At 62.7% G+C, this 24062-nt stretch carries 26 protein-coding genes; 17 read left to right on the forward strand and 9 right to left on the reverse strand.

What is annotated here, in order from left to right; translation table 11 throughout:
- Positions 1 to 65 precede the first annotated feature (65 nt).
- The 6 genes from SAZ10_RS32145 to SAZ10_RS32170 all read right to left on the reverse strand — a co-directional run bounded on the left by SAZ10_RS32145 (position 66) and on the right by SAZ10_RS32170 (position 5381).
- A complete protein-coding gene (locus SAZ10_RS32145) occupies positions 66 to 662 on the reverse strand; it encodes a DUF447 domain-containing protein (RefSeq protein ID WP_318613606.1) in 597 nt (198 codons plus the stop codon).
- Positions 662 to 2068, reverse strand: coding sequence for a DUF6513 domain-containing protein (locus SAZ10_RS32150; RefSeq protein ID WP_318613607.1), 1407 nt, complete (start codon positions 2066 to 2068; stop codon positions 662 to 664). Before SAZ10_RS32150 ends, SAZ10_RS32145 begins: the two co-directional genes overlap by 1 nt.
- A 92-nt stretch (positions 2069 to 2160) precedes the next feature.
- Positions 2161 to 2715, reverse strand: coding sequence for a flavoprotein (locus tag SAZ10_RS32155; protein WP_318613608.1), 555 nt, complete (start codon positions 2713 to 2715; stop codon positions 2161 to 2163).
- Positions 2716 to 3025: 310 nt separating this feature from the next.
- The gene (locus SAZ10_RS32160; RefSeq protein WP_318613609.1) at positions 3026 to 3658 is read right to left on the reverse strand and encodes a dihydroneopterin aldolase; all 633 of its coding nucleotides are present in this window, start codon (positions 3656 to 3658) and stop codon (positions 3026 to 3028) included.
- Positions 3655 to 4845, reverse strand: coding sequence for a (5-formylfuran-3-yl)methyl phosphate synthase (locus SAZ10_RS32165; protein WP_318613610.1), 1191 nt, complete (start codon positions 4843 to 4845; stop codon positions 3655 to 3657). Before SAZ10_RS32165 ends, SAZ10_RS32160 begins: the two co-directional genes overlap by 4 nt.
- Positions 4842 to 5381, reverse strand: a complete 540-nt coding sequence (locus SAZ10_RS32170) for a DUF3280 domain-containing protein (RefSeq protein WP_318613611.1) — start codon at positions 5379 to 5381, stop codon at positions 4842 to 4844. Before SAZ10_RS32170 ends, SAZ10_RS32165 begins: the two co-directional genes overlap by 4 nt.
- A gap of 76 nt (positions 5382 to 5457) precedes the next feature.
- Here SAZ10_RS32170 and SAZ10_RS32175 point away from each other — a divergent pair, with 76 nt between their 5' ends.
- From SAZ10_RS32175 to rpe, 7 genes are all read left to right on the forward strand, one after another.
- The gene (locus tag SAZ10_RS32175; RefSeq protein WP_318613626.1) at positions 5458 to 6702 is read left to right on the forward strand and encodes an ABC transporter substrate-binding protein; all 1245 of its coding nucleotides are present in this window, start codon (positions 5458 to 5460) and stop codon (positions 6700 to 6702) included.
- Between the two features lie 41 nt (positions 6703 to 6743).
- Positions 6744 to 7697, forward strand: coding sequence for a YVTN family beta-propeller repeat protein (locus SAZ10_RS32180; protein WP_318613627.1), 954 nt, complete (start codon positions 6744 to 6746; stop codon positions 7695 to 7697).
- A 37-nt stretch (positions 7698 to 7734) separates the two neighbouring features.
- Positions 7735 to 8226 (forward strand): hypothetical protein, encoded by a 492-nt coding sequence (locus SAZ10_RS32185; protein WP_318613612.1) that lies wholly within the window; start codon positions 7735 to 7737, stop codon positions 8224 to 8226.
- A 275-nt stretch (positions 8227 to 8501) separates the two neighbouring features.
- Positions 8502 to 9290, forward strand: coding sequence for an ATP-binding cassette domain-containing protein (locus SAZ10_RS32190; protein ID WP_318613613.1), 789 nt, complete (start codon positions 8502 to 8504; stop codon positions 9288 to 9290).
- Positions 9287 to 10159 carry an ABC transporter permease gene (locus SAZ10_RS32195; protein WP_412535338.1) on the forward strand — a complete coding sequence of 291 codons (873 nt, stop codon included), beginning with the start codon at positions 9287 to 9289 and terminating at the stop codon, positions 10157 to 10159. The genes SAZ10_RS32190 and SAZ10_RS32195 overlap by 4 nt, the downstream gene beginning before the upstream one ends.
- A gap of 278 nt (positions 10160 to 10437) precedes the next feature.
- Positions 10438 to 11088, forward strand: coding sequence for a hypothetical protein (locus tag SAZ10_RS32200; RefSeq protein ID WP_318613615.1), 651 nt, complete (start codon positions 10438 to 10440; stop codon positions 11086 to 11088).
- A gap of 349 nt (positions 11089 to 11437) precedes the next feature.
- Positions 11438 to 12124 carry a ribulose-phosphate 3-epimerase gene (gene rpe / locus SAZ10_RS32210; RefSeq protein ID WP_318613616.1) on the forward strand — a complete coding sequence of 229 codons (687 nt, stop codon included), beginning with the start codon at positions 11438 to 11440 and terminating at the stop codon, positions 12122 to 12124.
- A 154-nt stretch (positions 12125 to 12278) separates the two neighbouring features.
- On the opposite strand, the gene SAZ10_RS32215 is transcribed toward rpe, so the two are convergent.
- Together SAZ10_RS32215 and SAZ10_RS32220 are read right to left on the reverse strand one after the other, a co-directional pair.
- A complete protein-coding gene (locus SAZ10_RS32215) occupies positions 12279 to 12653 on the reverse strand; it encodes a cytochrome c family protein (RefSeq protein ID WP_318613629.1) in 375 nt (124 codons plus the stop codon).
- Between the two features lie 320 nt (positions 12654 to 12973).
- Positions 12974 to 13102 (reverse strand): hypothetical protein, encoded by a 129-nt coding sequence (locus tag SAZ10_RS32220; RefSeq protein ID WP_318613617.1) that lies wholly within the window; start codon positions 13100 to 13102, stop codon positions 12974 to 12976.
- Between the two features lie 166 nt (positions 13103 to 13268).
- On the opposite strand from SAZ10_RS32220, the gene SAZ10_RS32225 reads away from it, so the two are divergent.
- The 3 genes from SAZ10_RS32225 to SAZ10_RS32235 all read left to right on the forward strand — a co-directional run bounded on the left by SAZ10_RS32225 (position 13269) and on the right by SAZ10_RS32235 (position 15794).
- Positions 13269 to 14261: an ABC transporter substrate-binding protein gene (locus SAZ10_RS32225; RefSeq protein WP_318613618.1), complete on the forward strand. Its 993-nt coding sequence runs from the start codon at positions 13269 to 13271 to the stop codon at positions 14259 to 14261.
- A 74-nt stretch (positions 14262 to 14335) separates the two neighbouring features.
- Positions 14336 to 15085, forward strand: a complete 750-nt coding sequence (locus SAZ10_RS32230; RefSeq protein WP_318613630.1) for an ABC transporter permease — start codon at positions 14336 to 14338, stop codon at positions 15083 to 15085.
- Positions 15054 to 15794, forward strand: a complete 741-nt coding sequence (locus SAZ10_RS32235; protein ID WP_318613632.1) for an ABC transporter ATP-binding protein — start codon at positions 15054 to 15056, stop codon at positions 15792 to 15794. Before SAZ10_RS32230 ends, SAZ10_RS32235 begins: the two co-directional genes overlap by 32 nt.
- A gap of 41 nt (positions 15795 to 15835) precedes the next feature.
- Here the strand turns inward: SAZ10_RS32235 and SAZ10_RS32240 are convergent, their stop codons facing one another.
- Positions 15836 to 16189, reverse strand: a complete 354-nt coding sequence (locus SAZ10_RS32240) for a hypothetical protein (protein WP_318613619.1) — start codon at positions 16187 to 16189, stop codon at positions 15836 to 15838.
- A 669-nt stretch (positions 16190 to 16858) separates the two neighbouring features.
- Between SAZ10_RS32240 and SAZ10_RS32245 the strand changes: the two genes are divergently transcribed.
- From SAZ10_RS32245 to pqqE, 7 genes are all read left to right on the forward strand, one after another.
- A complete protein-coding gene (locus SAZ10_RS32245) occupies positions 16859 to 18757 on the forward strand; it encodes a methanol/ethanol family PQQ-dependent dehydrogenase (protein WP_318613620.1) in 1899 nt (632 codons plus the stop codon).
- Positions 18758 to 18935: 178 nt separating this feature from the next.
- Positions 18936 to 19463, forward strand: coding sequence for a c-type cytochrome, methanol metabolism-related (locus SAZ10_RS32250; protein WP_318613621.1), 528 nt, complete (start codon positions 18936 to 18938; stop codon positions 19461 to 19463).
- A 4-nt stretch (positions 19464 to 19467) separates the two neighbouring features.
- Positions 19468 to 20331 (forward strand): substrate-binding domain-containing protein, encoded by an 864-nt coding sequence (locus SAZ10_RS32255; RefSeq protein WP_318613622.1) that lies wholly within the window; start codon positions 19468 to 19470, stop codon positions 20329 to 20331.
- A 396-nt stretch (positions 20332 to 20727) separates the two neighbouring features.
- Entirely contained in the window at positions 20728 to 21666 is a 939-nt protein-coding gene (gene pqqB, locus SAZ10_RS32260; RefSeq protein WP_318613634.1) for a pyrroloquinoline quinone biosynthesis protein PqqB, read from the forward strand.
- On the forward strand, positions 21663 to 22418 hold the full coding sequence (gene pqqC, locus SAZ10_RS32265; protein ID WP_318613623.1) for a pyrroloquinoline-quinone synthase PqqC: 756 nt from the start codon (positions 21663 to 21665) through the stop codon (positions 22416 to 22418). The genes pqqB and pqqC overlap by 4 nt, the downstream gene beginning before the upstream one ends.
- A complete protein-coding gene (gene pqqD, locus SAZ10_RS32270) occupies positions 22415 to 22711 on the forward strand; it encodes a pyrroloquinoline quinone biosynthesis peptide chaperone PqqD (RefSeq protein ID WP_318613624.1) in 297 nt (98 codons plus the stop codon). Before pqqC ends, pqqD begins: the two co-directional genes overlap by 4 nt.
- Positions 22708 to 23874, forward strand: a complete 1167-nt coding sequence (pqqE, locus tag SAZ10_RS32275) for a pyrroloquinoline quinone biosynthesis protein PqqE (protein ID WP_318613625.1) — start codon at positions 22708 to 22710, stop codon at positions 23872 to 23874. Before pqqD ends, pqqE begins: the two co-directional genes overlap by 4 nt.
- Positions 23875 to 24062 lie beyond the last annotated feature (188 nt).

Consider the following 24062-nt stretch of genomic DNA (forward strand, 5'->3'; position numbering starts at 1 on the left):
TCACCCGTTTTTCTCGGAGAGAGGATAAGGGTGGGGGGCAGCGCCAACTCTAAAAGAAGGAGGCTCTAACGCCTCGCCGATCCAGCGTGCTCCCCGACATCCACCTGGGCAAAATGCTCCGTCACCTTCTCTATAAGCCAGCCCCAGGCCTCCTTCTCCTGAGGCCCGGCGGTCTTGTCGATCGAGATCGTGAGATAGCCAATTTCCGTCTCGACCTTGTCGCGCGGCAGCATGCCGAGCCGGCTGACCAGGATCGCGAGCTCCAGCACCGCCGCCTTGGCGCGGTTGAAGCCGGTGAAGGGCGCGTGGGTCGCCTCGCTTACCACGCGACAGAAATGCCGCGGCCTGACGCCGTCGTCCGAGACGGTTTCGACATGAAGCACCGAATGGGCGAGAGCGGCCTTGAGCCGCGGAACCGGAAAGCCTTCGACCGGAACGGTGGGCCAGTCCCTGCGGCCGGTAAGGCAGCCGGCGAAGATGCGGACGTCGTCCGTGTAGTTGGCGATAGCGACCGGCACCTCGGCCAGATTGTCGAGCGTGACCGACGGGCGGAATGGCGCGATGACCCAGCCATCCTTCTCGGCGATGATGCCGATCGGCGCGATATGGATCTTGCCGTTCGCGTCGGCAGTCGTCACGATCGTTTCGCGAATGTAAGGCATCACTCACGCTCCTTCCCGGAGCTCTTGGCGCGCAGCGTGTGGCCGGCTTCGGCAAGCCGCGTCCTGTCTTCTTCCGGCGGTGGGGCAGCAACGCCCCAGTTGAGTGGCTCGTCCTGCGCATAGCGCTTGCCGAGCCGCCAGGCGATCTCCGCTTTCATCAGTTCCGCGCCGAGATAGAATGCATGCGCGCCGTCATTCTCGACACCGAGGTCTGGAAACAGCTCGAACGCGTCCTTCGCAACATTGTGCCCTTTGCCGTTGAAGACGTGAATGCCGTCCTCGGCGGTCATGATGCGGAAATTGGCGTCTCGCACGTCTGCGGCCAGCGCGTCGATATCCTCGCGCGAGGCGACGAAGGGCTTGCGGTCATGGACCTGCAAGAGGCCGGGATGGTAGCTGCGCGGCAGCGCGCCGTCGCTTCTGGCAGCAAACACGACACGGCGAGCGACATCGTGCTCCTCGATCGTCCGAACCGTATGCGGGCTGACATGCACGACGAGCACGTTGCGTATCTGGAGCTCCGAGCAGAGGCCGGCCAGTACCGCGGTGACGCCGGAGCTGTCGGCGTCGGTGAGCTCGGTGAGGTTGCCCGTGCCCATCAGGAGCTCTGCTTCCGGCCAGCGGTGCCGCGCCTCGATGAAACGGCCGAGAGATTGCGCAAAGCCGAAATGGATCGGGTCGAGAACGGGATCGGCAATGAACGAAATGCCGGCGCGCACCGCCGCCTCGATCGCGCGTCCGAGCGAATCCAGGTCGCCGGGGATAGACGGGATCAGCACCGGCGTCACTTCGTGATCAAAGGCCAGCGCCAGCGAATTCTCGTCGAGGCTCAAAAGATAGTCCGCCCCCGCTCTTGCGCCCGTCCGCAGCTCATCCAGATTGGCGGAGTCGACGCTGACGGAGAGACCTTCGGTCTTGAGCGCCCGCACGGCCTCGCCGAGCAGCGGGAACGGCGTCTCCGGCAGGCAGCCGAGATCGATGACGTCGGCGCCGGCGGCGGCAAGCCCCATCGCCCGCTCGACAAGCGCCGCAACCGACAGCTTTGGAGCATCGACGATCTCGGCGAAGATGCGCATGTCATGGCGTGAAAGGTCGGGCGGCTCGCCCGCGCGGCCGAGGAAGGCCGGCAGGTCGGCGACCTCGTCCGGACCGCGCACGAACGGCACGGCGAAGTGCGTCGACAGCCGCTCGAGGTCGCCGCGGTACCGTCCGGGCAGGAACACACGGCTCGCGCCGTCGGCAAGCTTCAACCGGCGTATGATGATGTCCTCGGTCATCAAGGCCGCGACCTTCACGCCGATGTCGACGACCTCCCATGCGAATTCCGTGTTCCCAAGACCGGCAAGCAGCTTTTCCAGCCGCGCTCTGGCGAGATGCCCGGTAAGGAAGACGAGACGCTCAGCCATGGCGCCGCCGCGGACAGTTTACTTTTTTCCGCGGAAAGACCGCGACATTGAAAAAGTTGTGCGAGCGGAAAAAAGTAAACTGTCCCCAGTGCTTAACCATTTTCCGCAAGCTCCGCCTGCCGCGCGCGGATCGCCCCTTCGAGATCAGCCAGCGACTCGACGACCTTTGTCCGCTCGAAACCTTTCAACCGCTCGGTATTCTCCAGGTCGATCCGGCGCGGATAGACTTTCACCAGACCGTGCGGTGCCATGGTTTCCAGCTCCGGCGCGGTATCGCAGGCAAAGACGATCGCCGGCACACGGCATTTGCCGGCCTGTGCGAACATATTGGTGGCAAGCGTATCGGAAATGCCCCAGACGCATTTCGCCACCGTATTCGATGTCGCCGGCGCCACCACCACAGTGTGATAGACACCATGGTAGAACGCGCCGACCGGCACCGCGCTCGCCGTCTTGTCGTGCAGCACGCGCATGGTGTCGGGGAATTCCAGCTTCAGGCCATACATGCGCAGCACCTCGTTCGCCGCTTTGGAGACGAAGATGTCGCAATGCACCAACTGGTGGATCAGCGCGAAGCTCTCCGTGAAGAAGTGGCCGGAGCCGGTGAGCGCCCATGCCCAGCGCGGCGTGTGGAGGTGTTCGAGCATGGGTTAGACCCGGACCTGCGTGGTGGGGGCGCCTACATCCGGTGTCGTCGCGCTCTGCAAGCCCCTCATCCGTCTCGGCGCTACGCGCCGAGCCCCCTTCTCCCACAAGGGGAGAAGGGGGAGCGCTGCATATGCGGGTCTGCCAATGTCCGACGTCGGCGATTTGCTGCGGCCTAAGTGCCAAGCTCCCCCTTCTCCCCTTGTGGGAGAAGGTGGCGCCGAAGGCGACGGATGAGGGGTCGGCAGCGCGGGAGCGTCTCCGGATACTGCGTCTGCGGCCAAGCAATGAAGAAGACCTGACATAGCCTGACTATCCCGCCCTCTGCATTCCCGCTTCGGCAATTCGCACCCCTGGCAACCTGCCAGCCGCCAGCATCGCCCCGGCCGTAGCCACATCCTGCGGACCTGCCACAAGAAAGTCGATCCCGGTCGGCAGCATGCCGGCAAACCCAGCGTCGACAATCCCTTTGGCCGTCAGTGTATCGACGTCGTCCCCCCTGGAGAATGCCCTCGTCTGCTTGATCAGCAGCAACGCCCCGGCACCGAGCTTGCCGGCAAGCCAGGCGGCAAGCGAATCCGATGTGACGTCCCAGGAAACCGGGATATCCGGCGCGGGAATGGCCAGCTCCGACGGCAACCAGACCGGAATTTTGCCCCACGCCAGCAGCTGTTCCATTTCGTCCAGCGAGCGGGCGGCCGCCAGCCTCTCGTCGCGATCCAGGATCACGTGGCCGAATTGGTCTATTGCGAGGATCGCCATTGCATGTGCAGCCCTGTCCGAGAACCCCATGCTCCTCTGCGCCTCGCGGACCTTGTCGGCGAACGGCCCACCGCCCGGCACGATGACGAGAGGCAGGGTGGAGCCCGCCAGTGCCGCGATCCACATGTCGATCTCGCCCGCGTGGGCGGTGCTGCCGCCGAGCTTGACGACGGCCCGCCTCACGAGTTGAGGCCTTTCTTGCCGCTGCCGGGTTTCTCATGGTCTGCGGAGAGCGCATCGGTTCTCAGCGCCGAGGGCTGCTCATGCGCCCGCTTGCGTTCGATCTCGACGCCGACGCCGCCAGGACCCAGCTCCAGCTTCTCTACGCGGACCGTGACCCTCATGACGCGGGGATCTGCGAGAACATGTGACGCCACCCTCTCGGCCAGTGCCTCGCTGAGTTCAATGTGGCCGTGCGCGACGATGGTGCGGATGCCGTCCATGATGATGTCATAGGAGAACACGTGCCGCATGTCCTCCGGGCTCTTCGTCACCCTGAGAACGTCAGCCGTCACGTCGAAGCGCACCTTCTGCGTATGGCCATGCTCGAAACTGTAAGCCCCGATCTGCACGGGCAGCACGAAATCGCGCACGAAAATCTTGTCCGTGCCGAGCGCCGGGTCGACGCTTCCGGGCGCATAGCCGCGCGCCGCGAGCAGGCGATAATCCACGCTCGCCGAGCGGCCGGCACTCCGCTCCTCGGGGATCAGCGCGCGGATACGCGCAACCGCTTCAGCATCGATCGAGGCAGTGCGCTGCGAGCGGTCGCAGATCGCTCCGCGAAAGCCGAGGAAGTCTGGTAAGAACGGCAAAAGCCGTGGAATATCCGGCGCTTCCAGCGAGCCGCTCAAACCGACCTTCAAATCCAGCGACCGCGCACGGTCGACGAAGCCCGGAATCCGTTCCGGTGCCAGATGCTCGAGCAGCCTGCCTTTCGTCTTGTCTGCGGTATCAACCATCGCCCCATGAAAGCCATGCCTGGCCAGGACCGGGAGCAATCCGAGATCAGGTACCTTGTCGGCAAAGAGCACGGCAATCAGCTTCGTTCGCCCGGCCAGGGATGCGACCGCCTCGGCGCAGGCCGCCGCCTTGTGCGACGGAAAGAACCCGATCTTGACATAGTCCACGCCGGTCGCCGCGATCTCTTCAGCCTTGGCGCGGATCGTGCCGGGTTCCATCGGCAGATCGCCGCAGACTGCGCTGGTAGCACGCCGCCCTGCGACGGCCCTTACTGTCTCGCGAACAGTGTCCGTCGAGGCCGCACCCAACGCGCCCGCCTTGGGGTCCTTCAGGTCGATGATATCCGCCCCGCCGGAGATGGCGACCTCCGCCTCGGCGACGCCGGTGACGCTGGCGAGCATCTTGGTCATTTCTTCAGCTTCTCCAGCCTCTGAGACAGCACGTTGCGATACAGGTAATCTATGGCGCGCCGCCAGGATTCGTCAGTGTTGCCGCGAAAGTCCACAATGGCGCTGGTCACCGGCTGAGCGGTCTTCGCATCCCGCACGACGACATTCATGCTCAGAATGAGTTCGGATACCTTGTAGACTGCCCCGGTAAAGGCATAGTCAGCGCCGATCTCCTCGGCGAAGCCGTCGGCACAATTGCCGCAAGCGGTCAGCTTGGCAGCCGCGGCCTTTTTGGCAATAGGAGCAATGTCGATGACGGCAAACCCGGCCCTGGCCAGATTGTCGCGCAACCTTTCGCTCACCCCCCGCAGCCTCGCCTGCTCGGCATCATGGTGATCCGGCGTTCCCGGCACCTGACTGCCATGCTCCAGCTCGAAATCGAAAACGGCCATCTTTGCGACCGGCTGGCCTGCGTACGCCGCAACACATGCGCCAAAACTTGCCGTGAACAGGAAAGTCAAGGACTTGGCGATCGAAAAAAGCTGGGCTAACGTCATCACGGCACCAATAATACCGCTCCTCGGAGCCCGGCTTCAGGCTGGGCGATGGAGCGTGCGAGAGAAACGCCTGGCTATGAAGGGCATGGTGCCAAACACCCTTGCGGTCTTCTTCGGACTTTTTTTGGCGAGCGTCAACGCCTGGCCCGCGCTGGCGCAGCAGCCATCAAATCAGGCGCAAGCTGCGAAACCACAGAACCAGTCCATCGAGATAAAGATCGGCTATCTGCGCGCCTATGCGCCGCAACTCGCGCTCTCCGTTCTCGACATCCCGCCGGGCGACGAGGGTGTTGCCGGCGCCAATGTCGCGATCAACGACAACAACACGACCGGCAAGTTTCTCGGCCAGAAGTTCACGCTCGACGTCAACGAGGTGAAGCCCGACGCAGACGTCGTCCAGGCCTTCAACGATATGATCGCCAAGGGCGATCGCTACGTGCTGGCCGATCTTTCAGCCAAGCAGCTCCTGTCGATCGCCGACATCGCTCGCGACAAGGGCGTGCTGATCTTCAATGTCGGCGCCACCGACGACATCCTTCGAGAGGAAGAATGCCGCGTCAACGTGTTTCATATTGAGCCGACTCGGAGCATGCTGGCCGACGGCCTTGCGCAGTACCTGATCTGGAAGCAATGGCCGAAATGGGTCCTGCTGTTTGGCTCGCACGAGCCCGATCATCTGTTCGCCGACGCACTGCGGCGAGCCGCGACCCGCTTCGGGGGCCAGATTGTCGCGGAGAAAGAATTCAAGGACACAGGCACTTCGCGCAGGACGGATACCGGCATCATCCAGATCCAGCAACAGATGCCGGTTTTCATGCAGGACCTTCCTGAACACGATGTCGTCCTTGTCGCCGACGAGAGCCAGGTCTTCGGCACCTATGTGCCCTATCATACCTGGATCCCACGGCCAGTCGCAGGCAGCGCGGGTCTCGTTCCATCGAGCTGGCATCCCGCCAGCGAGCAGTGGGGCGGCTCGCAGATGCAGAACCGCTTTGCCAAGGCCAGTGGCCGGCGCATGCTGTCCAAGGACATGTCGGCCTGGACGGCCGTGAGAATTGTCGGCGAGGCAGCCGCGCGCACACAGAGCGACGACCCAAAGAAGATCAGCGACTACATTCGCTCGGACGATTTCTCGATTGCTGCCTTCAAGGGGCAAAAGCTGACGTTTCGCAAATGGAACCTGCAGCTCAGGCAGCCGATCTTTCTGGGCGATCGGACATCGGTCGTTTCGACATCGCCTCAGCAAGGTTTCCTGCACCAGGTTTCGGAACTGGACACACTTGGGGTGGACCAGCCGGAGACCAAGTGCACGCTCAAATAGACAATAGGGAGGAGTTCCAGGTGCTCAGAAGATCCTGCGCAATGGCAGCCGGGCTTGCGGCCGCCGTCTTTGCCGGCCCCGCATGTGCCAACCTGGCCTATGTCTCCAACGAAAAAGACAACACGATGAGCGTCGTGGACACCGCAACGATGCAAGTGGTCAAGACCGTTCCCGTCGGCCAGCGGCCGCGCGGCATCACCATCTCGCATGACGGCAAGTTCATCTATCTCTGCGCGAGCGACGACGACACTATCCAGGTGATCGACGCGACGACTTTCGAGATCGTCGGCACCTTGCCCTCGGGTCCCGATCCCGAGCTCTTCGTGCTCTCGCCTGACGGCAAGACGCTCTATGTCGCCAACGAGAACGACAACCTCGTTACTGCAATCGACGTGGAGAGCAAGGAGGTCACTGCCGAGATCCCGGTCGGCGTCGAGCCGGAAGGCATGGGTGTCAGCCCGGATGGCAAGACGATGGTCAATACGTCGGAAACGACGAGCATGGCGCATTTCATCGACACGGAGACCCATGAAGTCACCGACAATGTGCTGGTCGACACGCGCCCGCGCTTTGCCGAATTCAAGCCCGATGGCTCGCAGGTCTGGGTCAGCGCGGAGGTCGGCGGAACCGTCAGCGTGATCGACAACAAGACGCGCCAGGTGGTCAAGAAGATCGATTTCGCCATTCCCGGGCTGCGCTCCGAGGCGATCCAGCCGGTCGGAATATGCATCACCGCCGACGGCAAGAAGGCCTATGTCGCGCTCGGCCCTGCAAACCAGGTGGCTGTCATCAATACGGATACCTACGAGGTCGAGAAATATGTGCTGGTCGGCCAGCGCGTCTGGCATCTCGCTTTCACGCCCGACCAGAAGACGCTCATCACCACCAACGGAAATTCGAACGACATCACCTTCATCGACGTTGCCACCGACGAGCCGGTGCAGTCGGTCACCGTTGGCCAGCAGCCATGGGGCGTAGTCGTATCACCCAATTGAACCATTTCAGCTACAAACGAGCGGAAGGGATGGAAACATGAGGAAATCCTGGGTGATCGCATTCGCTTCATTGGTCGGCCTGGTTCTCGCCCAAGGGCAAGCCTGGGCTGCGGACAATAGCGATAGCACCACTGCGGCGAACAAGACGAAAGATGCGGCCGCGCCGCCCGAAAAGGTCACCCGTACCAGCAAGAGCGTACCGGAGCTGATCCTCGGCACCAAGCAAGACCAGTACGCGGTCAACCAGAAGGATTTCGAGCTGATCGCCGGCCAGGGCTACCGCTGGAAGATTTCGGCCAAAGGCGGTTACGAATACCAGTTCCACACCGATCTCTTCCGCGAGGTATGGATGAACCAGATCGTGATCAACGACCTCGAGGTTCATATGAACGGAGCGCCGGCCTGGCTAGAATACGACTCCGACGGCACGATCCTGGTCCAGTTCACGACCGTGCATCCCGGCAGCTATAGCTGGTTTGTGCCCGGCTTGGCGGACAAGGGCATGAAGGGGACGATCACGGTCAAGTAGGTGCGCGAGGCGATCCGCCGCAGGAAAGGTTGGAGTTCCGATTCACTGGTCAGGTTGATGCCCTACGTTGCCCCCCTCTGTCCTGCCGGACATCTCCCCCACAAGGGGGGAGATTGGACGGCCGCATTGCCGGTGCCACTTCTGCGACGCCGGAGATTGCCGAAACCATCGATGACAGCCAATCTCCCCCCTTGTGGGGGAGATGTCCGGCAGGACAGAGGGGGGCGCGAAGGGGAAAAGGCCGTGCAGGCACATACTCAACCCGGAGCCCCGTCATGCAGCACGTAAGGAACGGCAACGGGGAAAGCGGCATCCCGGCGCTCGATGTCGTCGGCGTCAGCCATTCCTACGGGAAGAAGCGCGCGCTCAATGAGGTCACCTTCTCTATACGGCCCGCCACCTTCGCTGTGCTGCTTGGCCTCAACGGGGCGGGCAAGACGACACTCTTCTCGCTGATCAGCCATCTCTACGATACGCGCCACGGCGCGATCCGCATCTTCGGCCATGAGATCAGCCGCACGCCGGGCGAGGCCTTGCGGCGCCTCGGCATCGTCTTCCAGGCGCGCACGCTCGATCTCGATTTGAGCGTTTACCAGAACCTTTCCTACCACGCCTCCCTCCATGGGCTGGGTTCGAAGGAGGCGCGGAGCCGCATCGATGCCGTACTCGAAACGGTCGAGATGAGCGGACGTCTGCACGATAAGGCGCGCAGCCTTTCCGGCGGCCAGATGCGGCGCGTCGAAATCGCCCGCGCCCTGCTGCACCGCCCTCCCCTGCTGCTGCTCGACGAGGCCACCGTCGGGCTCGACGTGCAGTCTCGTGCCGGCATCCTCGCCAATATCCGCGGCCTCGTGCAGAAAGAGGGCATAAGCGCCTTCTGGGCGACCCATCTGATCGACGAAGTCGACTGCGACGATCATGTCGTCGTACTGGTCGAGGGCAATGTGGCCGCCAATGCCGGAGTGAAGGACGTCATGCGTTCGACCGGAACAAAGTCCATCGCCGAAGCCTTCTCGAAGCTCAATCAGAAGGCAACAGCGACCGCATCGGAGGAATTGCCATGAGCGCGCCTGCAAGGACGGCGGAAGCCGGCACGGTGCCGATGCGGACAGCGGGCTTCGGTCTCCGCAACTATGTCATCTGCCTGAAAGGCATATTGATCCGCGAAGGGCTGCGCTTCCTCAATCAGCGCGAGCGCTTCATCGCGGCGCTGGTCCGGCCGCTGCTGTGGCTCCTCATTTTCGCGGCAGGCTTCCGCCAGGTGCTCGGCGTCTCCATCATTCCGCCCTACAAGACCTATGTGCTCTACGAGGTCTACATCACGCCCGGCCTCGCCGGCATGATCCTGCTCTTTTCCGGCATGCAGTCGTCGCTCTCGATGGTCTATGACCGCGAGATGGGCAACATGCGCACTCTGCTGGTGAGCCCCTTTCCGCGCTGGTTCCTGCTGGTCTCGAAGCTGCTTGCCGGCGTCATCGTGTCGATCGCGCAGGTCTACGTATTCTTTGCGATCGCATGGTTCTGGGGGGTGAAACCGCCATGGTACGGCTATCTCTTCGCCCTACCCGCGATTTTCCTTGCCGGGCTGATGCTCGGGGCGCTCGGTCTCTTCCTATCGTCGATGATCAAGCAGCTCGAGAACTTCGCCGGGGTCATGAATTTCGTGATCTTCCCGATGTATTTCGCCTCCTCGGCGCTTTACCCGCTGTGGCGCATTCAGGAAGCAAGCCCGCTGCTCTACAAGCTCTGCCTCGTCAATCCATTCACATACGCCGTCGAGCTGATCCGCTTTGCCTTCTACGGCCAGGTCGACTGGCTTTCGTTCGTGGTCGTGGTGGGATTCACGGCGGTCTTCCTGGCAGGCGCCATCATCGCCTACGATCCTTCGCGCGGGCTGATGATCCGGAAGCAAGGGACGGGAGGAAACGGTTGATGCGGGGCATCTATGTTTCAGACTTCCCTCTCCCTACCTGCGGCAGGTCAATGGGATATGAAGGCGCAACGTTGACGACCCCCTCCCCCTTGTGGGGAGGGATACAGGGTGGGGGTCAGACGCGCGCCAATCCAATCCGCAGGTGGCGCCTGCTTCACCTAACCTTGCAAGATAATCGCCAAGGCACCCCCACCCTGTATCCCTCCCCACAAGGGGGAGGGAGTCACCAGCGCCGCGCCAGATGCAATTTCCTTAGCGTTGACTGGGAGAGGGTAAGGGTGACGGGCAGCACCGCCGCAAAACGGCTATCCTCCGCCCTCCTCGCTGCCGCCATTTTCCTTGCCGCTACCTGCACCACGGCACCCGCCGCGCAGAACAAGGACCCCGACTGGCCCTGCGTCCAGCCGAAGGTGACCGAGCTGTCGCTGGTCCAGGTCTGGAATGGGCCAGAGCTGCCGGCTTCGGCGAAGGACTGGTCAAAGGACAAGGACGTCTCTGAACTCGTGGACAAGCTGGCTCAAAGACGTGTGCCTGTTGCCGATGCGCAAAAGCAGATCCGCGATTTCGCCGCTCGCCTACCCGCCGACGAAGCCAAGGACCGGCTGCCGATGCTGGTGCAGGGCCTGTTCGACCGCATGAACGCGGAGCGATCGCAGGTGATTTCCGGCATCGGCCGCTATGCCCGCAAACAGATCGAGCTGGCTGCCCGGCTGCGCAAGGAACGCTCCGAGCTCGACGCTTTGAGCGCCAAGCCCGATGCGAGCGCCAACGAGGTCGCGGCACGCACCGACGAACTCGACGGCGAGACCCGCATCTTCGAGGAGCGCGTCCAGTCGTTGACCTATGTCTGCGAGGTCCCGACGCTCATCGAGCAGAGGCTCTATGCGCTGGCGAAGACGGTCGCGGAGGCGATGAAGCAGCGGCAGTGAACCAACAAGGCAGGGGATATCAGCAATTCTCTGCGCAAGGGGAGCGGCGGCTGCGACGCCCGACCATATCGCCCGCCGCCGGGCGCAGCCGTATCCGCCAGTCCCTGCTCGATCCATAATGAGCTAGACTGGGCGCGGCCGAGACAAGCGAATCGGCTATTCGAAACGGCGAAGGGACCGCTGCACGCCGCGGCGCTCTCGACCATCTCGGCCAAGGACATCACCGCTAGCCGGGTGTTCGCGATGAGCGCCCAGGCCGATGGCGTCGGTGTGCAGGTATAGGATAAAGGTGCGGGCGGCGCCTGCCCGCTGGAACGGCAGAATGCTGCAAGGCGAACGGAGAAGCGACATGACCGCAAAGACCATCATCGCTCCATCCATCCTGTCGGCCGACTTCTCGAAGCTCGGCGACGAGGTAGAGGCCGTTGCTGCCGCCGGGGCGGACTGGATCCATCTCGACGTGATGGACGGGCATTTCGTGCCGAACATCACCTTCGGCCCGCCGGTCGTGAAAGCGATCCGTAACCGAACGGACAAGCTCTTCGATTGCCATCTGATGATCGCGCCGGCCGATCCGTACCTCGCGGCTTTTGCCGAGGCCGGCGCGGATCTGATCACCGTCCACGCCGAAGCTGGGCCGCATCTCGACCGTTCGCTGCAGACAATCAAGGCGCTCGGCAAGAAGGCCGGTGTCTCACTCAATCCCGCCACGCCGGAGAGCATGATCGAATATGTGCTCGATCGGCTTGACCTGATCCTCCTGATGACGGTCAACCCGGGTTTCGGCGGCCAGGCTTTCATTCAGGCTGTCGTCGAGAAAGTAAAACGGGTGAAAACGATGATCGGCTCCCGGCCGATCCATATCGAGATCGACGGCGGCATCGCACCGGAGACGGCGCCGCTGGTAACCGCCGCCGGGGCGGACGTGCTCGTCGCCGGCTCGGCGATCTTCAAGGGCGGCAGCGAGGCCAGCTATCGCGCGAACATCGCCGCCATCCGCAAAGCGGCCGACGGTGCTTTGGGAAGAGTGGCGTGAGGAGAGTTGCGTCCTTCTCCCCGTTCATGGCCGTTCACGGGGAGAAGGTGCCGGCAGGCGGATGAGGGGCGGCGCTAACCTTTCAAAGTTGGCGCTGCCCCTTATCCGACCCTTCGGGCCACCTTCTCCCCGTAAACGGGGAGAAGGAATGCGTTTATTTCGAGAACTGCTTCAGATAGGCGATGACGTTAGCGACGTCTTCATCCTTCTTCAGCCCGGCGAACGCCATTTTGGTCCCCTTCACCACTTCCCTGGGGTTGTGGAGGTACTTCGTCAAATTGGCCTCGTTCCAGACCATGCCGTCTTTTCCCGCCTTGATCATTGCCGGCGAGTAGCTGAAGTTCGGATGCGTTCCTGCAGTCCTGCCGATGACCCCATGCAGCGAAGGTCCGACCTTGTTCGTGTCCTGATCGGCGACGTGGCAGATCTTGCACTGGGAGAAGACTTTCTCACCTGCCGCGGCGTCCTGGGCGCGGGACGGACCTGCTGCCAGGCTTGCGATCGACATGGCCGTCAGAACTGCAGTCATAAAGCGCATGGCATTTCCTCTCTGAATCCCATGAGTACCCTGGCGACCTCTGCCGATGCTTTCTGCCCGCCGGCAAAGGCCATTCAGCGGGAAGGCGTAGTCTCCGCGGTTCCATGATAGAAGGCGGCGCCCGCATGTTCTTCGAAGCTAGACGGCAGGCAGGCAAAGTTCAACCGTACCAAGGTCTTGTGCCTGTCGACCTGTCGCAAGGTGTCGGCACGTCGCCGATTGTTGACGGGTTTTGACCAAGCGCGTAGCTTCATCGGCGCTGGATTTCCCCTTCGGGCACCCATGGGAAGTCTCTAACAACGACCGGTCCGTCACTGCGCGGCATGCGCGAGACGGGAGGTACCGGCCGGCGAGGCGAGGCAGGTGCCCGGATGAATATCGTCGATCTCATTCTGACGGTTTGCCTTGTGGCCAAGCCCGGTGAATGCCGGGACGAGCATCTCCAGTTCGAGAGCCGCGGTTCGCTAGTCCAGTGCATCGTGCTTGCACCGAGCGAGATAGCGAGATGGTCCGAGGGTCATCCGAAGCTCAGGGTAGTGCGCTGGAAATGCGCTTTTCCGGACAAGGAACGTACGTTATGAGCGCCGGCGGTCTCAGGAGAACGTCATGACGCTTTCGAGACGAAATTTCATTCGGCTGCCGATGCTCGCGGCGCTTGTCGCAGCCGCGCCGGATGGCGCGAACGCCGTCGCTGCGGCCAAAGTCCGCATCGGCGTCCTCAAATTCGGCACTGTGAGCTGGGAGCTCGACACGCTCAAACAGCATCAGTTCGATAGCTCGAACGGAATCGAGCTCGATGTCGCCAGCTTCGCCGGCGAGGACGCGACCAATGTGGCCCTGCTCGCCGGCAACGTCGATGTGATCGTGACCGACTGGCTGTGGGTCTCTCGGATGCGCTCGCAAGGAAGCGACCTCACGCTTGCACCCTACTCGACCGCGGTCGGCGCTATCATGGTCAAGGCGGATTCTCCGATCGATGGAATAGCGGAGCTGGCGGGCAAGAAGATCGGCGTCGCGGGCGGTCCGCTGGACAAGAGCTGGCTGCTGATCCAGGCGCTGGCAAAGCGCGATCATGGCATCGACCTCCCGACAGCGAACGACATCGTCTTCGGCGCGCCGCCACTGCTGTCCGAAAAGGCGATGCAAGGAGAGCTCGATGCCGTGCTCAACTTCTGGCACTTCTGCGCCAGGCTGGAGGCGAACGGGTTCCGACGCCTGGTCGGGGCAAACGACGCCGCGAACGCGCTCGGCGCCTCGGGACCGGTGTCGGCGCTGGGCTATGTCTTCCATGAGAAGTGGGCTGTCGAAGACCCGAGCGGCGTGGCCGGCCTCGTCAAGGCCTCCGCTCAAGCCAAGGACTTGCTTGCCAAGTCGGACGAGGAATGGCTGCGTCTCGCCCCGATCGTCCGCGCCGAGGGCAAGGAGCTCGAGAAGCTGCGCGACCGCTATCGCGAAGGCATCCCCAGGAGGCCCGTCGCAGAGGAGGAAGCCGACGCAGCCAAGCTCTATCGCGTGCTTGCTTCGATCGGCGGCGAGAAGCTGGTCGGCAGTGGAACGGACATGGCGCCCGGAACATATTGGACAGGGCTTGGGAGATGACGGCTGAGCAAACCGATCGTGGCGCGCGCGACGCGTTGCTGCCGTCGTCGGGCCGCGCCAACCTGCTGGCGGCGATGGCGCCGGCCGCCACTGTCGCGATTTCTCTGCTCGGGCTCTGCCTGCTCTGGGCTGTCGCCGCCAATCTCTGGCCGAGCCGCGCCTTTCCTTCCCCGGGCCAGGTCTGGCAGGTGGCCCTCAACGAAACGGCAAGCGGCGAGCTTCCTTTCCACCTCGGGGCTACGCTCGGCCGGGTTGCCGCGGCCTATCTCGTGGCGATGGTCATCGGCTCCGCCTTCGGCATCCTGCTCGGCAGCCATCGCCGCGCCGACCAGTTCTTCAATCCCTGGGTGATCCTGTTCCTGAACATCCCCGCCCTGGTAATCATCGTGCTCGCCTACATCTGGTTCGGGCTCAACGAGGCGGCAGCAATCGGGGCGGTGGCCGTGAACAAGATCCCGAATGTCGTCGTGACAATGCGCGAGGGCGCCAGAGCGCTCGACCCGCGTTATGCTGAGATGGCGGCCGTCTATCGCTTCGGCGCGCTCGACCGCCTGCGCCACGTGCTTCTGCCTCAGCTACAGCCCTATTTTGCCGCAGCCTCGCGGTCCGGCATCGCTCTCATCTGGAAGATCGTTCTTGTCGTCGAGCTGCTTGGCCGTTCGAACGGGGTCGGCTTTCAGATCTATACCTTCTTTCAGCTCTTCGATGTCGCCGGCATCCTCGCCTACACGCTCGCCTTCGTGGCGATCATGCTTCTGATCGAACTCCTTCTGGTGCAGCCCTTTGAACGACATGCAACCCGTTGGCGCCGCCGTCCCGCTTAGGGTCGACATCGCCGATAAGACCTTCATGTCGGCGGAAGGCGTCTCCATCACTGCCCTGCGCGATCTTTCGTTCGAGGTGCGGCAAGGCGAGTTCGCCTGCCTGCTCGGCCCCTCGGGTTGCGGCAAAAGCACGACGCTTCGCATCCTGCTGGGGCTCGACAAGGAGTTCACCGGTTCGTTTCAACTGCCGCAGGGTGCTCAAAACCGCGTAGCTGCCGTGTTCCAGGAGCCGATCCTGCTGCCCTGGCGGACCGTCGAGCAGAATGTCAGGCTCGCGCTGCCCAAGGACCGCAGGGCTGCCGATCTCGACTGGCTGTTCGACAGCCTCGGCCTTTCGGGCATGCGTTCGCTGTTCCCTGCGGAGCTGTCACTCGGCCTCGCACGCAGGGCGGCGCTGGCGAGAGCGTTCGCGACCGAGCCGGCGGTCCTCTTCCTCGACGAACCTTTTGTCTCGCTAGATGAGCGCACCGCCGAGCGGCTGCGCCATCTGCTCATGGACGTCTGGTCCGCCCGGCCGACGACGGCCCTCATGGTGACCCATAATTTGCGCGAGGCGCTGATGCTGTCCGATCGCATCGTGGTGCTGTCGGCGCGACCGGCTCATGCTCTGGGCGTGTTCGATGTGCGCCTGCCGCGCCAATACCGCAGCCCGCAAGTGATGGATGACCTGCTGCGGTCGTTCCGCCAGCGATTTCCGGATGTGCACTGAGGCCCCGCCGATGCTGGGGCGGCGTCCTAAGAGAGAAGGCTCTAGAAGCAGCGTATATCCGCCTCGGCCTGCGCGCGCCTCAGCTCAGCGCCGGCGGCCTTCGCCGGCAGACTCTGTCGGAACAGCCCGCTGGCCTCGCCGTTCATCTGCGCCATGCGCCTGAAGGTCTCAGCGGTTTCGTAGTGCTCGTAGGGAACGATCGAGGCAATCACGTCTATCGAGCATGAGCAACGATCGAGCATGTCCCGTGTCTGCCCGTTCGACCTCATGCAGCCGAGCACATAGTCTACGACGGCGTTGGTAGGATAGTCTCCCGCAGCCTCGGCGGGGGCAGAGAAAGGCAGCACGGCGACGAGGCAGTACGGCAGGGCAAAAAGGCCTTTTGATCTGATCACGGCGTGTCCTCCAATCGGCGTGGAACGGGATCAGCGTCGTTGGGTGTAATTGGTGACTTACAGCCATCTTGGTCAACCGGGGATATAGACCAAAGGAGGAAGTTTCAGATGCTCTCAAGGGCGTTTTCAGGCGGCATTTCGGAACGGCTTGGCAGCTCCGGCACGGCCTCTATTCCATGTTTCCCTGCACTATCGGACGGCCCTGACGGCCCTGCTTACTTCACCCGCTCTGGCTCGTATTGTATAGCCAACTACTTTTATAATTTCTTGTTGAATAATTCGCTCGAAAAACAGCCGCATATATATCCTCAAGCGACTTTCGTTACGGCGAAATAGCCAATCAGGCAGAATTCCTTGTATATATTTCTGCATACTGCGTCGCACCAGTAACTCTGCTGCAATGCAACAAATCCGCACGGGTTTTTTCTTGCTTACCGCATTCCAATGACATAGCCTTTCGGCGTTTCCGGCTTCAAAGGGCGTCACCGTCATAGGGAGCGGCGACAGTCTTTCGTAGGCCAAGTGAGGTGGGCAGTAATGGTGCCCTCTGCTCATCTGGCTTAGGTCGTGACACGCTGCCGGAAATACTTCCCACCACATGAATCGCTTGGGCAAGCCCTTGTGGGGCTCAACAATCGATTCCTGATTGTGAACCTCGGGAGGATCTCAATGCGTGGATTCAGTAAAAGCATCTGTGTTCCACTTGCCGCTGTGCTGGTGACATGCGCCTCGGCATATGGCGCATGGGCGAACGACGAGCTCATAAAGCTCTCATCGGACGCCAAGAACTGGGCGATGCCGACGGGTGACTATGCCAACACCCGCTATTCGAAATTGAACCAGATCAACAAGGACAACGTCAAAAACCTGCAGGTCAAGTGGACGTTCTCGACCGGCGTGCTGCGAGGCCACGAGGGTGGCCCGTTGGTGATCGGCGACGTGATGTACATTCACGCGCCATTCCCGAATGCGGTCTACGCGCTCGATCTCAACAACGACGGCAAGATCCTATGGAAATATGAGCCCAAGCAGGATCCCAACGTCATTCCGATCATGTGCTGCGACACCGTCAATCGCGGCGTCGCCTATGGCGACGGCAAGATCATCCTGAACCAGGCGGATACCACGATCACAGCGCTCGATGCCAAGACGGGCAAGGTCGTCTGGCAGGCCAAGAACGGCGATAACACGGCCGGCGGCAAGGGCGAGAGCGGAACAAACGCCCCGATGGTGTTCAAGGACAAGGTTCTGGTCGGCATATCCGGCGGTGAGTTCGGCGTGCGCGGACACGTGACGGCATACAACCTCAAGGACGGTAAAGTTGCCTGGCGCGCATATTCCACCGGCCCCGACTCCGAAACGCTGATGGATCCCGAGAAGACCACCCAGCTCGGCAAGCCGGTCGGGAAGGACTCCGGCGTCACCAGCTGGGAAGGCGAGCAGTGGAAGCAAGGCGGCGGTACCACCTGGGGCTGGTACTCCTTCGATCCGAAGCTGAACCTGATCTATTACGGAACCGGCAATCCCTCGACCTGGAATCCTGTGCAGCGCCCAGGCGACAACAAATGGTCGATGACCATTTTTGCACGGGATGCCGATACCGGCATGGCCAAATGGGTCTACCAGATGACCCCGCATGACGAGTGGGACTACGACGGCGTCAACGAGATGGTCCTCGTCGATGGCATGAACGTCAAAGGCAAGCCGCATGACGTTCTGGTCCACTTCGATCGCAATGGCTTCGCCTATACGATGGATCGCGTCACGGGCGAGCTGCTCGTCGCCGCGAAGTACGATCCGGCAGTGAACTGGGCGACCGAAGTCAATATGGATCCGAAGAGCGACCAGTACGGCCGCCCGCAGGTCGTGGCGAAATATTCCACGCAGCATAATGGCGAAGACACCAACACCACGGGCGTGTGCCCAGCGGCGTTGGGCACGAAGGACCAGCAGCCGGCAACCTATTCCCCGAAGACCGGGCTGTTCTACGTGCCGACCAACCATGTCTGCATGGATTATGAGCCGTACAAGGTAAGCTACACTGCCGGCCAGGCCTATGTCGGCGCGACGGTTGCGATGTATCCGGCACCCGGCGGCACCAATATGGGCAACTTCATTGCCTGGGATGCCGCCAACGGCAAGATCGTCTGGTCGAAGCCAGAGCAGTTCTCGGTCTGGTCAGGCGCATTGTCGACCGACGGCGACGTGGTCTTCTACGGAACGCTGGAAGGCTACATCAAGGCGGTCGATAAGGACGGCAAAGAACTCTACAAGTTCAAGACCCCGTCCGGCATCATCGGCAACATCAATACCTTCGAGCACAACGGCAAGCAGTACGTCGCCGTGCTCTCGGGCGTCGGCGGCTGGGCTGGTATCGGCCTCGCCGGCGGTCTGCTGTCGCCTGACCTTGCCGCAGCATGGCACGGCGCCGTCGATCAGGGCCGCAAGCAAGGCGACCAGGCCACACAGGTCGGCACCGCCGGTTTGGGCGCGGTCGGTGGCTATGCAGCACTTGCCGACTACACGACGCTGGGCGGTCAGCTCACCGTCTTTGGCCTCCCGGATTGACCTCCGCAGGAGCCATAAGCAGGCCGACGTCTCGCAGACGTAAGGCATGACAAACGAGAGCCCGGATTGTCCGGGAAGACCGGTCGGGCTCTCGATTTCGTCACGAAATCACAAGCAACTGTTACCGCCGCATCGCGACAGCAAGGTTGTGTTCGTGGCGAAATCAAGGAAAGTTTGAATGACTGTCGACAAACTGGCTTCGGGTCTTGCCGTGGTTCTTCTGATTCTAACCGGCTCAGTCTCCGCCCAGGCGGAAGACACCAAGGAAAAGGCGGCAGCCGTCAAGGATGACAACGGCAAGTATTTCGATGCCGACGCGAACCCCACTTTCAAGATCCAGCCGGACGGGACGGTGGACTGGTATACATTCAGCGGATACCGGCGCTACCATTCCGACTGCCATGTTTGCCACGGACCGGACGGCATGGGGTCGAGCTACGCCCCTGCGCTCGCGGCCTCGCTGAAGAACATGGATTACGCGACGTTCGTGTCGACCGTCGCCGGAGGGCGCAAGAACACGGGCGCGGGCAAGGAAAACGTCATGCCAGCTTTCGGCGACAACAAGAACGTCTACTGCTACATGGACGACCTCTACATTTATCTGCGCGCGCGCGCCGTCGGCGACCTGCCGCGCGGCCGGCCGGCCAAGAAAGAAGAGAAGCCGCAGGCCGCCAAGGACGCCGAAAGCTCCTGCATGGGTGATTGATCCGATGTCTCGCAACGGCACATCGCGACTGCGTATCGCCCTCTTGGCGATGGGCGTGCTCGCCTTGCTGCCATCGAATGCCGGCGCGCAGGGAGCGGGGCTCGGTGCGGCGGGAGAATTGGTCGACCCGGACGTGCTGCGCGTCTGCGCCGACCCGTCCAGCATGCCATCCAGCGATGAGAGTGGCCAAGGCTTCGAGAACAAGCTGGCCGAGCTGGTCGCAAACAAGACCGGACGCAAGTCGGTCGCCTATACCTGGTTCCCGATGGTCACAGGCTTCGTGCGCAACACGCTGCGAGCAAATCGCTGCGATATCATCATGGGCTATGCCCAAGGCGACGAGCTGGTGCAGAACACCAACGCCTATTACCGGTCGGCCTATGTGCTGGTCTATCCGAAGGGCCGGGGGCTCGACGGGGTCGAGACGATCGAGGACCCGCGGCTCGTCGGCAAGAGGATCGGCGTCGTGCAGTCGACGCCGCCATGCACCAATATGGCGCGAGCGACGCTGATGCGCACGGCCAAGATCTACCCGCTCATGATCGACACCCGCTCGAGCCCTTCCATGGGTGAAGTGATGATCAACGACCTGGTCAAAGGCGAGACTGATGCGGCGATCGTCTGGGGCCCGATGGCGGGCTATTACATCAAGAAGTCGGGCGCAGACCTCGTGACGGTTCCGCTGGTGAAAGAGAAAGGCGGGTCGCGCATGGCCTACCGGATCACGATGGGCGTGCGTCCCTCAGACCAGGAGTGGAAGCGCACGCTCAACCAGTTCATCAGAAACAACCAGAAGGAGATCAACAAGATCCTGCTCGACTACAACGTGCCTTTGATCGACGAGCAGGACAGGCCGATCACGCAGTGAGCCATTTGGAACAGTTTTCTTGCATTGCTAGTTTTCAGGACGAGCTCTTTCGTTTGTCCATTTCAAAGTGATGGACGCGCCATTGCGCAACGGTGCCTCGCAATGGCTCATGAGCGACAGATCGGTCCGTTGGGCCGCTGTGAGTAGGAGGAATGAATGAAGAAGAGCTGGACCAAACCGACCATGTGTCAGGTCGCCGCAGGCCTTGAGATTTCACGGTATTTGCCTGCTGAAATGACTCCCAAGAAGTAGGCCGCGGGGTGCGTGTCCCGCGAGGGGACACGCACCCTCGCCTATTCAGGCATGACGAGCCTTGACGCGCCCGATCTCAGCGGTGACGTTTGCAGGGCAGCAGATTTTGCCGGGCATCAGGAACCCCGCGAGGCGATGATCACATTGCGCCTGAAGGTGGTGGGGTCTGCCGCGGGCGGCGGCTTCCCGCAATGGAATTGCAATTATCGGCTGAGCCGTGTAGCCCGCATGGGGGCGGCAGGCATCGCCCCGCGAACTCAGTCCAGTCTGGCTGCGTCCGCCGATGGGCGCAACTGGGTGCTCTTCAATGCCTCGCCCGACATTCGCCAGCAGATCGCCGAGACCCCTGAACTGCAGCCCGCCACCGACGCGCCGTTGCGCTCGACGCCGATCCGCGCGGTCGTGCTCACCAACGCCGATGTCGACCATATCGCCGGCCTGCTCAGCCTGCGCGAGCGTCAGCCCTTCGCCATTTACGCCGCAGCGCAGGTCCTGAAAGTGCTCGAGGCGAACTCCATCTTCAACGTGCTCGACCCGGCCGTCGTGCCGCGGCGGGAGCTCCCGGCGCAAGGGGAGATGGAGATCCGAGCGGCGGACGGGCAAGAGACAGGCATAAGGATTGAGCGCTTCGCCGTGCCGGGAAAGGTGGCGCTCTTTCTCGAGGATCGCGCCCGCCCGGAGGCCGATTTCCGGTCCGACACGGGCGACACTATCGGCGTGCGCATGGCTGCCGACAAGGGCAGCCGCTCGGCCTTCTACATTCCTGGCTGCGCAGAGATCGACGATCGCCTGCGCGAGCGGCTCGAAGGCGCGGCCTGCCTGCTGTTCGATGGAACCGTCTATACCGACGACGAGATGATTGCCGCGGGGGTCGGCACCAAGACCGGCGCCCGCATGGGGCATCTTGCGATGTCCGGTGAAGCGGGATCGATCGCACGGCTGGCCGGTGTCTCGATTGCGCGCCGGATCTTTGTCCACATCAACAACACCAACCCCGTTCTCGACGAGAACTCAGCCGAGCACGCGGCCGTAAGGGCAGCGGGCTGGGAGGTCGCTCGCGACGGCATGGAGATCGAATTGTGAGCGACTTCCACAATGCGGCGAAGGGCGGGCTCTCAACCGGTCAGCTGGAAGCCGTGCTTCGGCAGGTCGGCGCCGAGCGCTATCACAACCGCCATCCCTTCCATCACCGCATGATGTCCGGCTCGCTGTCGAAGGGCGAGATGCAGGCCTGGGCCCTCAACCGCTACTGCTACCAGGCCGTCATTCCCCGCAAGGACGCCACAATCCTGGCGCGTGCCGAGGACCCGGCCTTTCGCGCCGAATGGCGCAAGCGCATCGAGGATCATGATGGCGAGGACGGCTGGAGCGGCGGCATCGCCCGCTGGCTGCATCTGGCGACCTCGCTCGGGCTCGATGCCGAAGCCGTCAAAAGCGAAAGGCTGGCGCTGCCGGCCACGCGCTTTGCCGTCGGCGCCTATCTCTCCTTCTGCGGCAGCCGAACGCTGCTCGAAGCGGTGGCATCGTCGCTGACCGAGCTCTTCTCGCCCGTCATCATTGGCGAGCGCGTGCCGGCCATGCTCGCCAAATACGACTACGTCACCGAAGACACGCTGGCCTATTTCAACAAGCGCCCGGAACAGGCCTCGCGCGATTCCGATTTCGCGCTCACCTATGTGCTGACCCATGCCGACACGCCCGAACGCCAGCAGGCGGTGATCGACGCGCTGGTGCTCAAATGCGATATTCTGTGGGCCATGCTCGATGCGCTCCAGCATGCCTATGGCGAAGGCAACATCCCGCCCGGCGCCTTCCGGCCGGAGGAACGGCGATGACGGCGCTCGGCGAACGCGCCATCGTTTCGCCCCGGTCGGTTCCGTCGCTGCCCAGGCACGTGCGCATCCAGTTCGATCCGGTGCGGCAGGCCTTTGCCGTGCTGTCGCCGGAAAAGGTGTTCTGGCCGAACGAGATCAGCCTCGACATATTGCGCCGCTGCGATGGGCGGGCCAACGTCGGTCAGATCATCGCCGACCTTGCTGCGGAATATGCTGCCGAGGAGGCCGAGGTCGCGGCCGACGTGACGGCCTTCCTGCAGGAATGGTCGGACAAGCTGCTGGTGAAGCTATGAGCGAGCCGTTCATTCCCCCGATCGGCATGCTGGCGGAGCTGACCCATCGCTGCCCGCTGCAATGCCCGTATTGCTCCAATCCGGTCGAGCTCATGAAAGCCAATCGCGAGCTCCCGACCGAGACCTGGCTCGAGCTGTTCAACCAGGCCGCCGATCTCGGCGTCTTGCAGGTCCACCTCTCCGGCGGCGAGCCGACCTTACGCCGTGACCTGGAGCAGCTGATCGCCGGGCTGTCGGCACGCGGCGTCTACACGAACCTGATCACCGCCGGCGTGCTCATTGCCGAGGGCCGGATGGAGGCCTTCGCCGAAGCCGGGCTCGACCATCTGCAGCTCAGCTTCCAGGGCGCGCGCCCTGAGACCACCGAGCGCATCGGCAATCATCGCGGCAGCCATGCAAAGAAGCTGGAGACGGCCCGCCGCGCCCGTGCGGCCGGCCTACCGCTCACCATCAACGCGCCGATCCACAGGCACAATATCGAGGAAGTGCCAGAGTTCATCGAGCTTGCGCTGTCGCTCGGCGCCGAGCGGCTCGAGATCGCCAATGTGCAATATGCCGGCTGGGCGCTGGTCAACCGCGAGACGCTGATGCCCGACCGGGCGGCGGTGGAACGCCAGATGGAGATCGTGGAAGCAGCGCGCGACCGGCTCACCGGCATCATGAACATCGACTTCGTGCCGCCCGACTATTTTGCCACCTTTCCGAAACCCTGCATGGGCGGCTGGGCGCGCGACGCCTTCATGGTGACGCCGGACGGCACGGTGCTGCCCTGCCATGCCGCGCAGACGATTACCCATCTCAATTTCGATCGCTTCGGTGAGCGGTCGCTCGCCGAGATCTGGGCGGGCTCGCCCGCCTTCAACGCCTTCCGCGGCACCGACTGGATGCAGGAGCCATGCCGCAGCTGCGAGCGGCGCGAGACCGACTGGGGCGGCTGCCGATGCCAGGCGATGGCGATTGCCGGCGACGCCGCCGCGACCGATCCGGCTTGCGTGAAGTCGCCGATCCATGCCCGCATGGCCGCGCTGATCGCGGCGGCGCAGGTTGAGGCTGCCGGAGCCGCGGGCGAGCAGGCAGCCGACTTCACCTGGCGCCGCATCGGCACGGAACCCGCCAAGCCAACGTCGGCTCGTTCCGAGGCCGCATTGGAGAGAATGAATTGAAGTCATTGATTACGGCAACGCTGATAGCGGTTGATACCGCCGATGATCGATCTTTGACGTCGGCGCTGCCCCTTGTATCTGCGCGGAAAGGTTTCTGTGCGATGGAAGCGACTGAGCCTCGAACCGGATGGCCATCCGGTTCGAGGCTTGGCGAAGTCGCCCGACGCCCCTTCGGCCACAACCGTCGA

This window comes from Mesorhizobium sp. BAC0120, from assembly GCF_033542235.1.
Taxonomy (GTDB): domain Bacteria; phylum Pseudomonadota; class Alphaproteobacteria; order Rhizobiales; family Rhizobiaceae; genus JAWRCU01.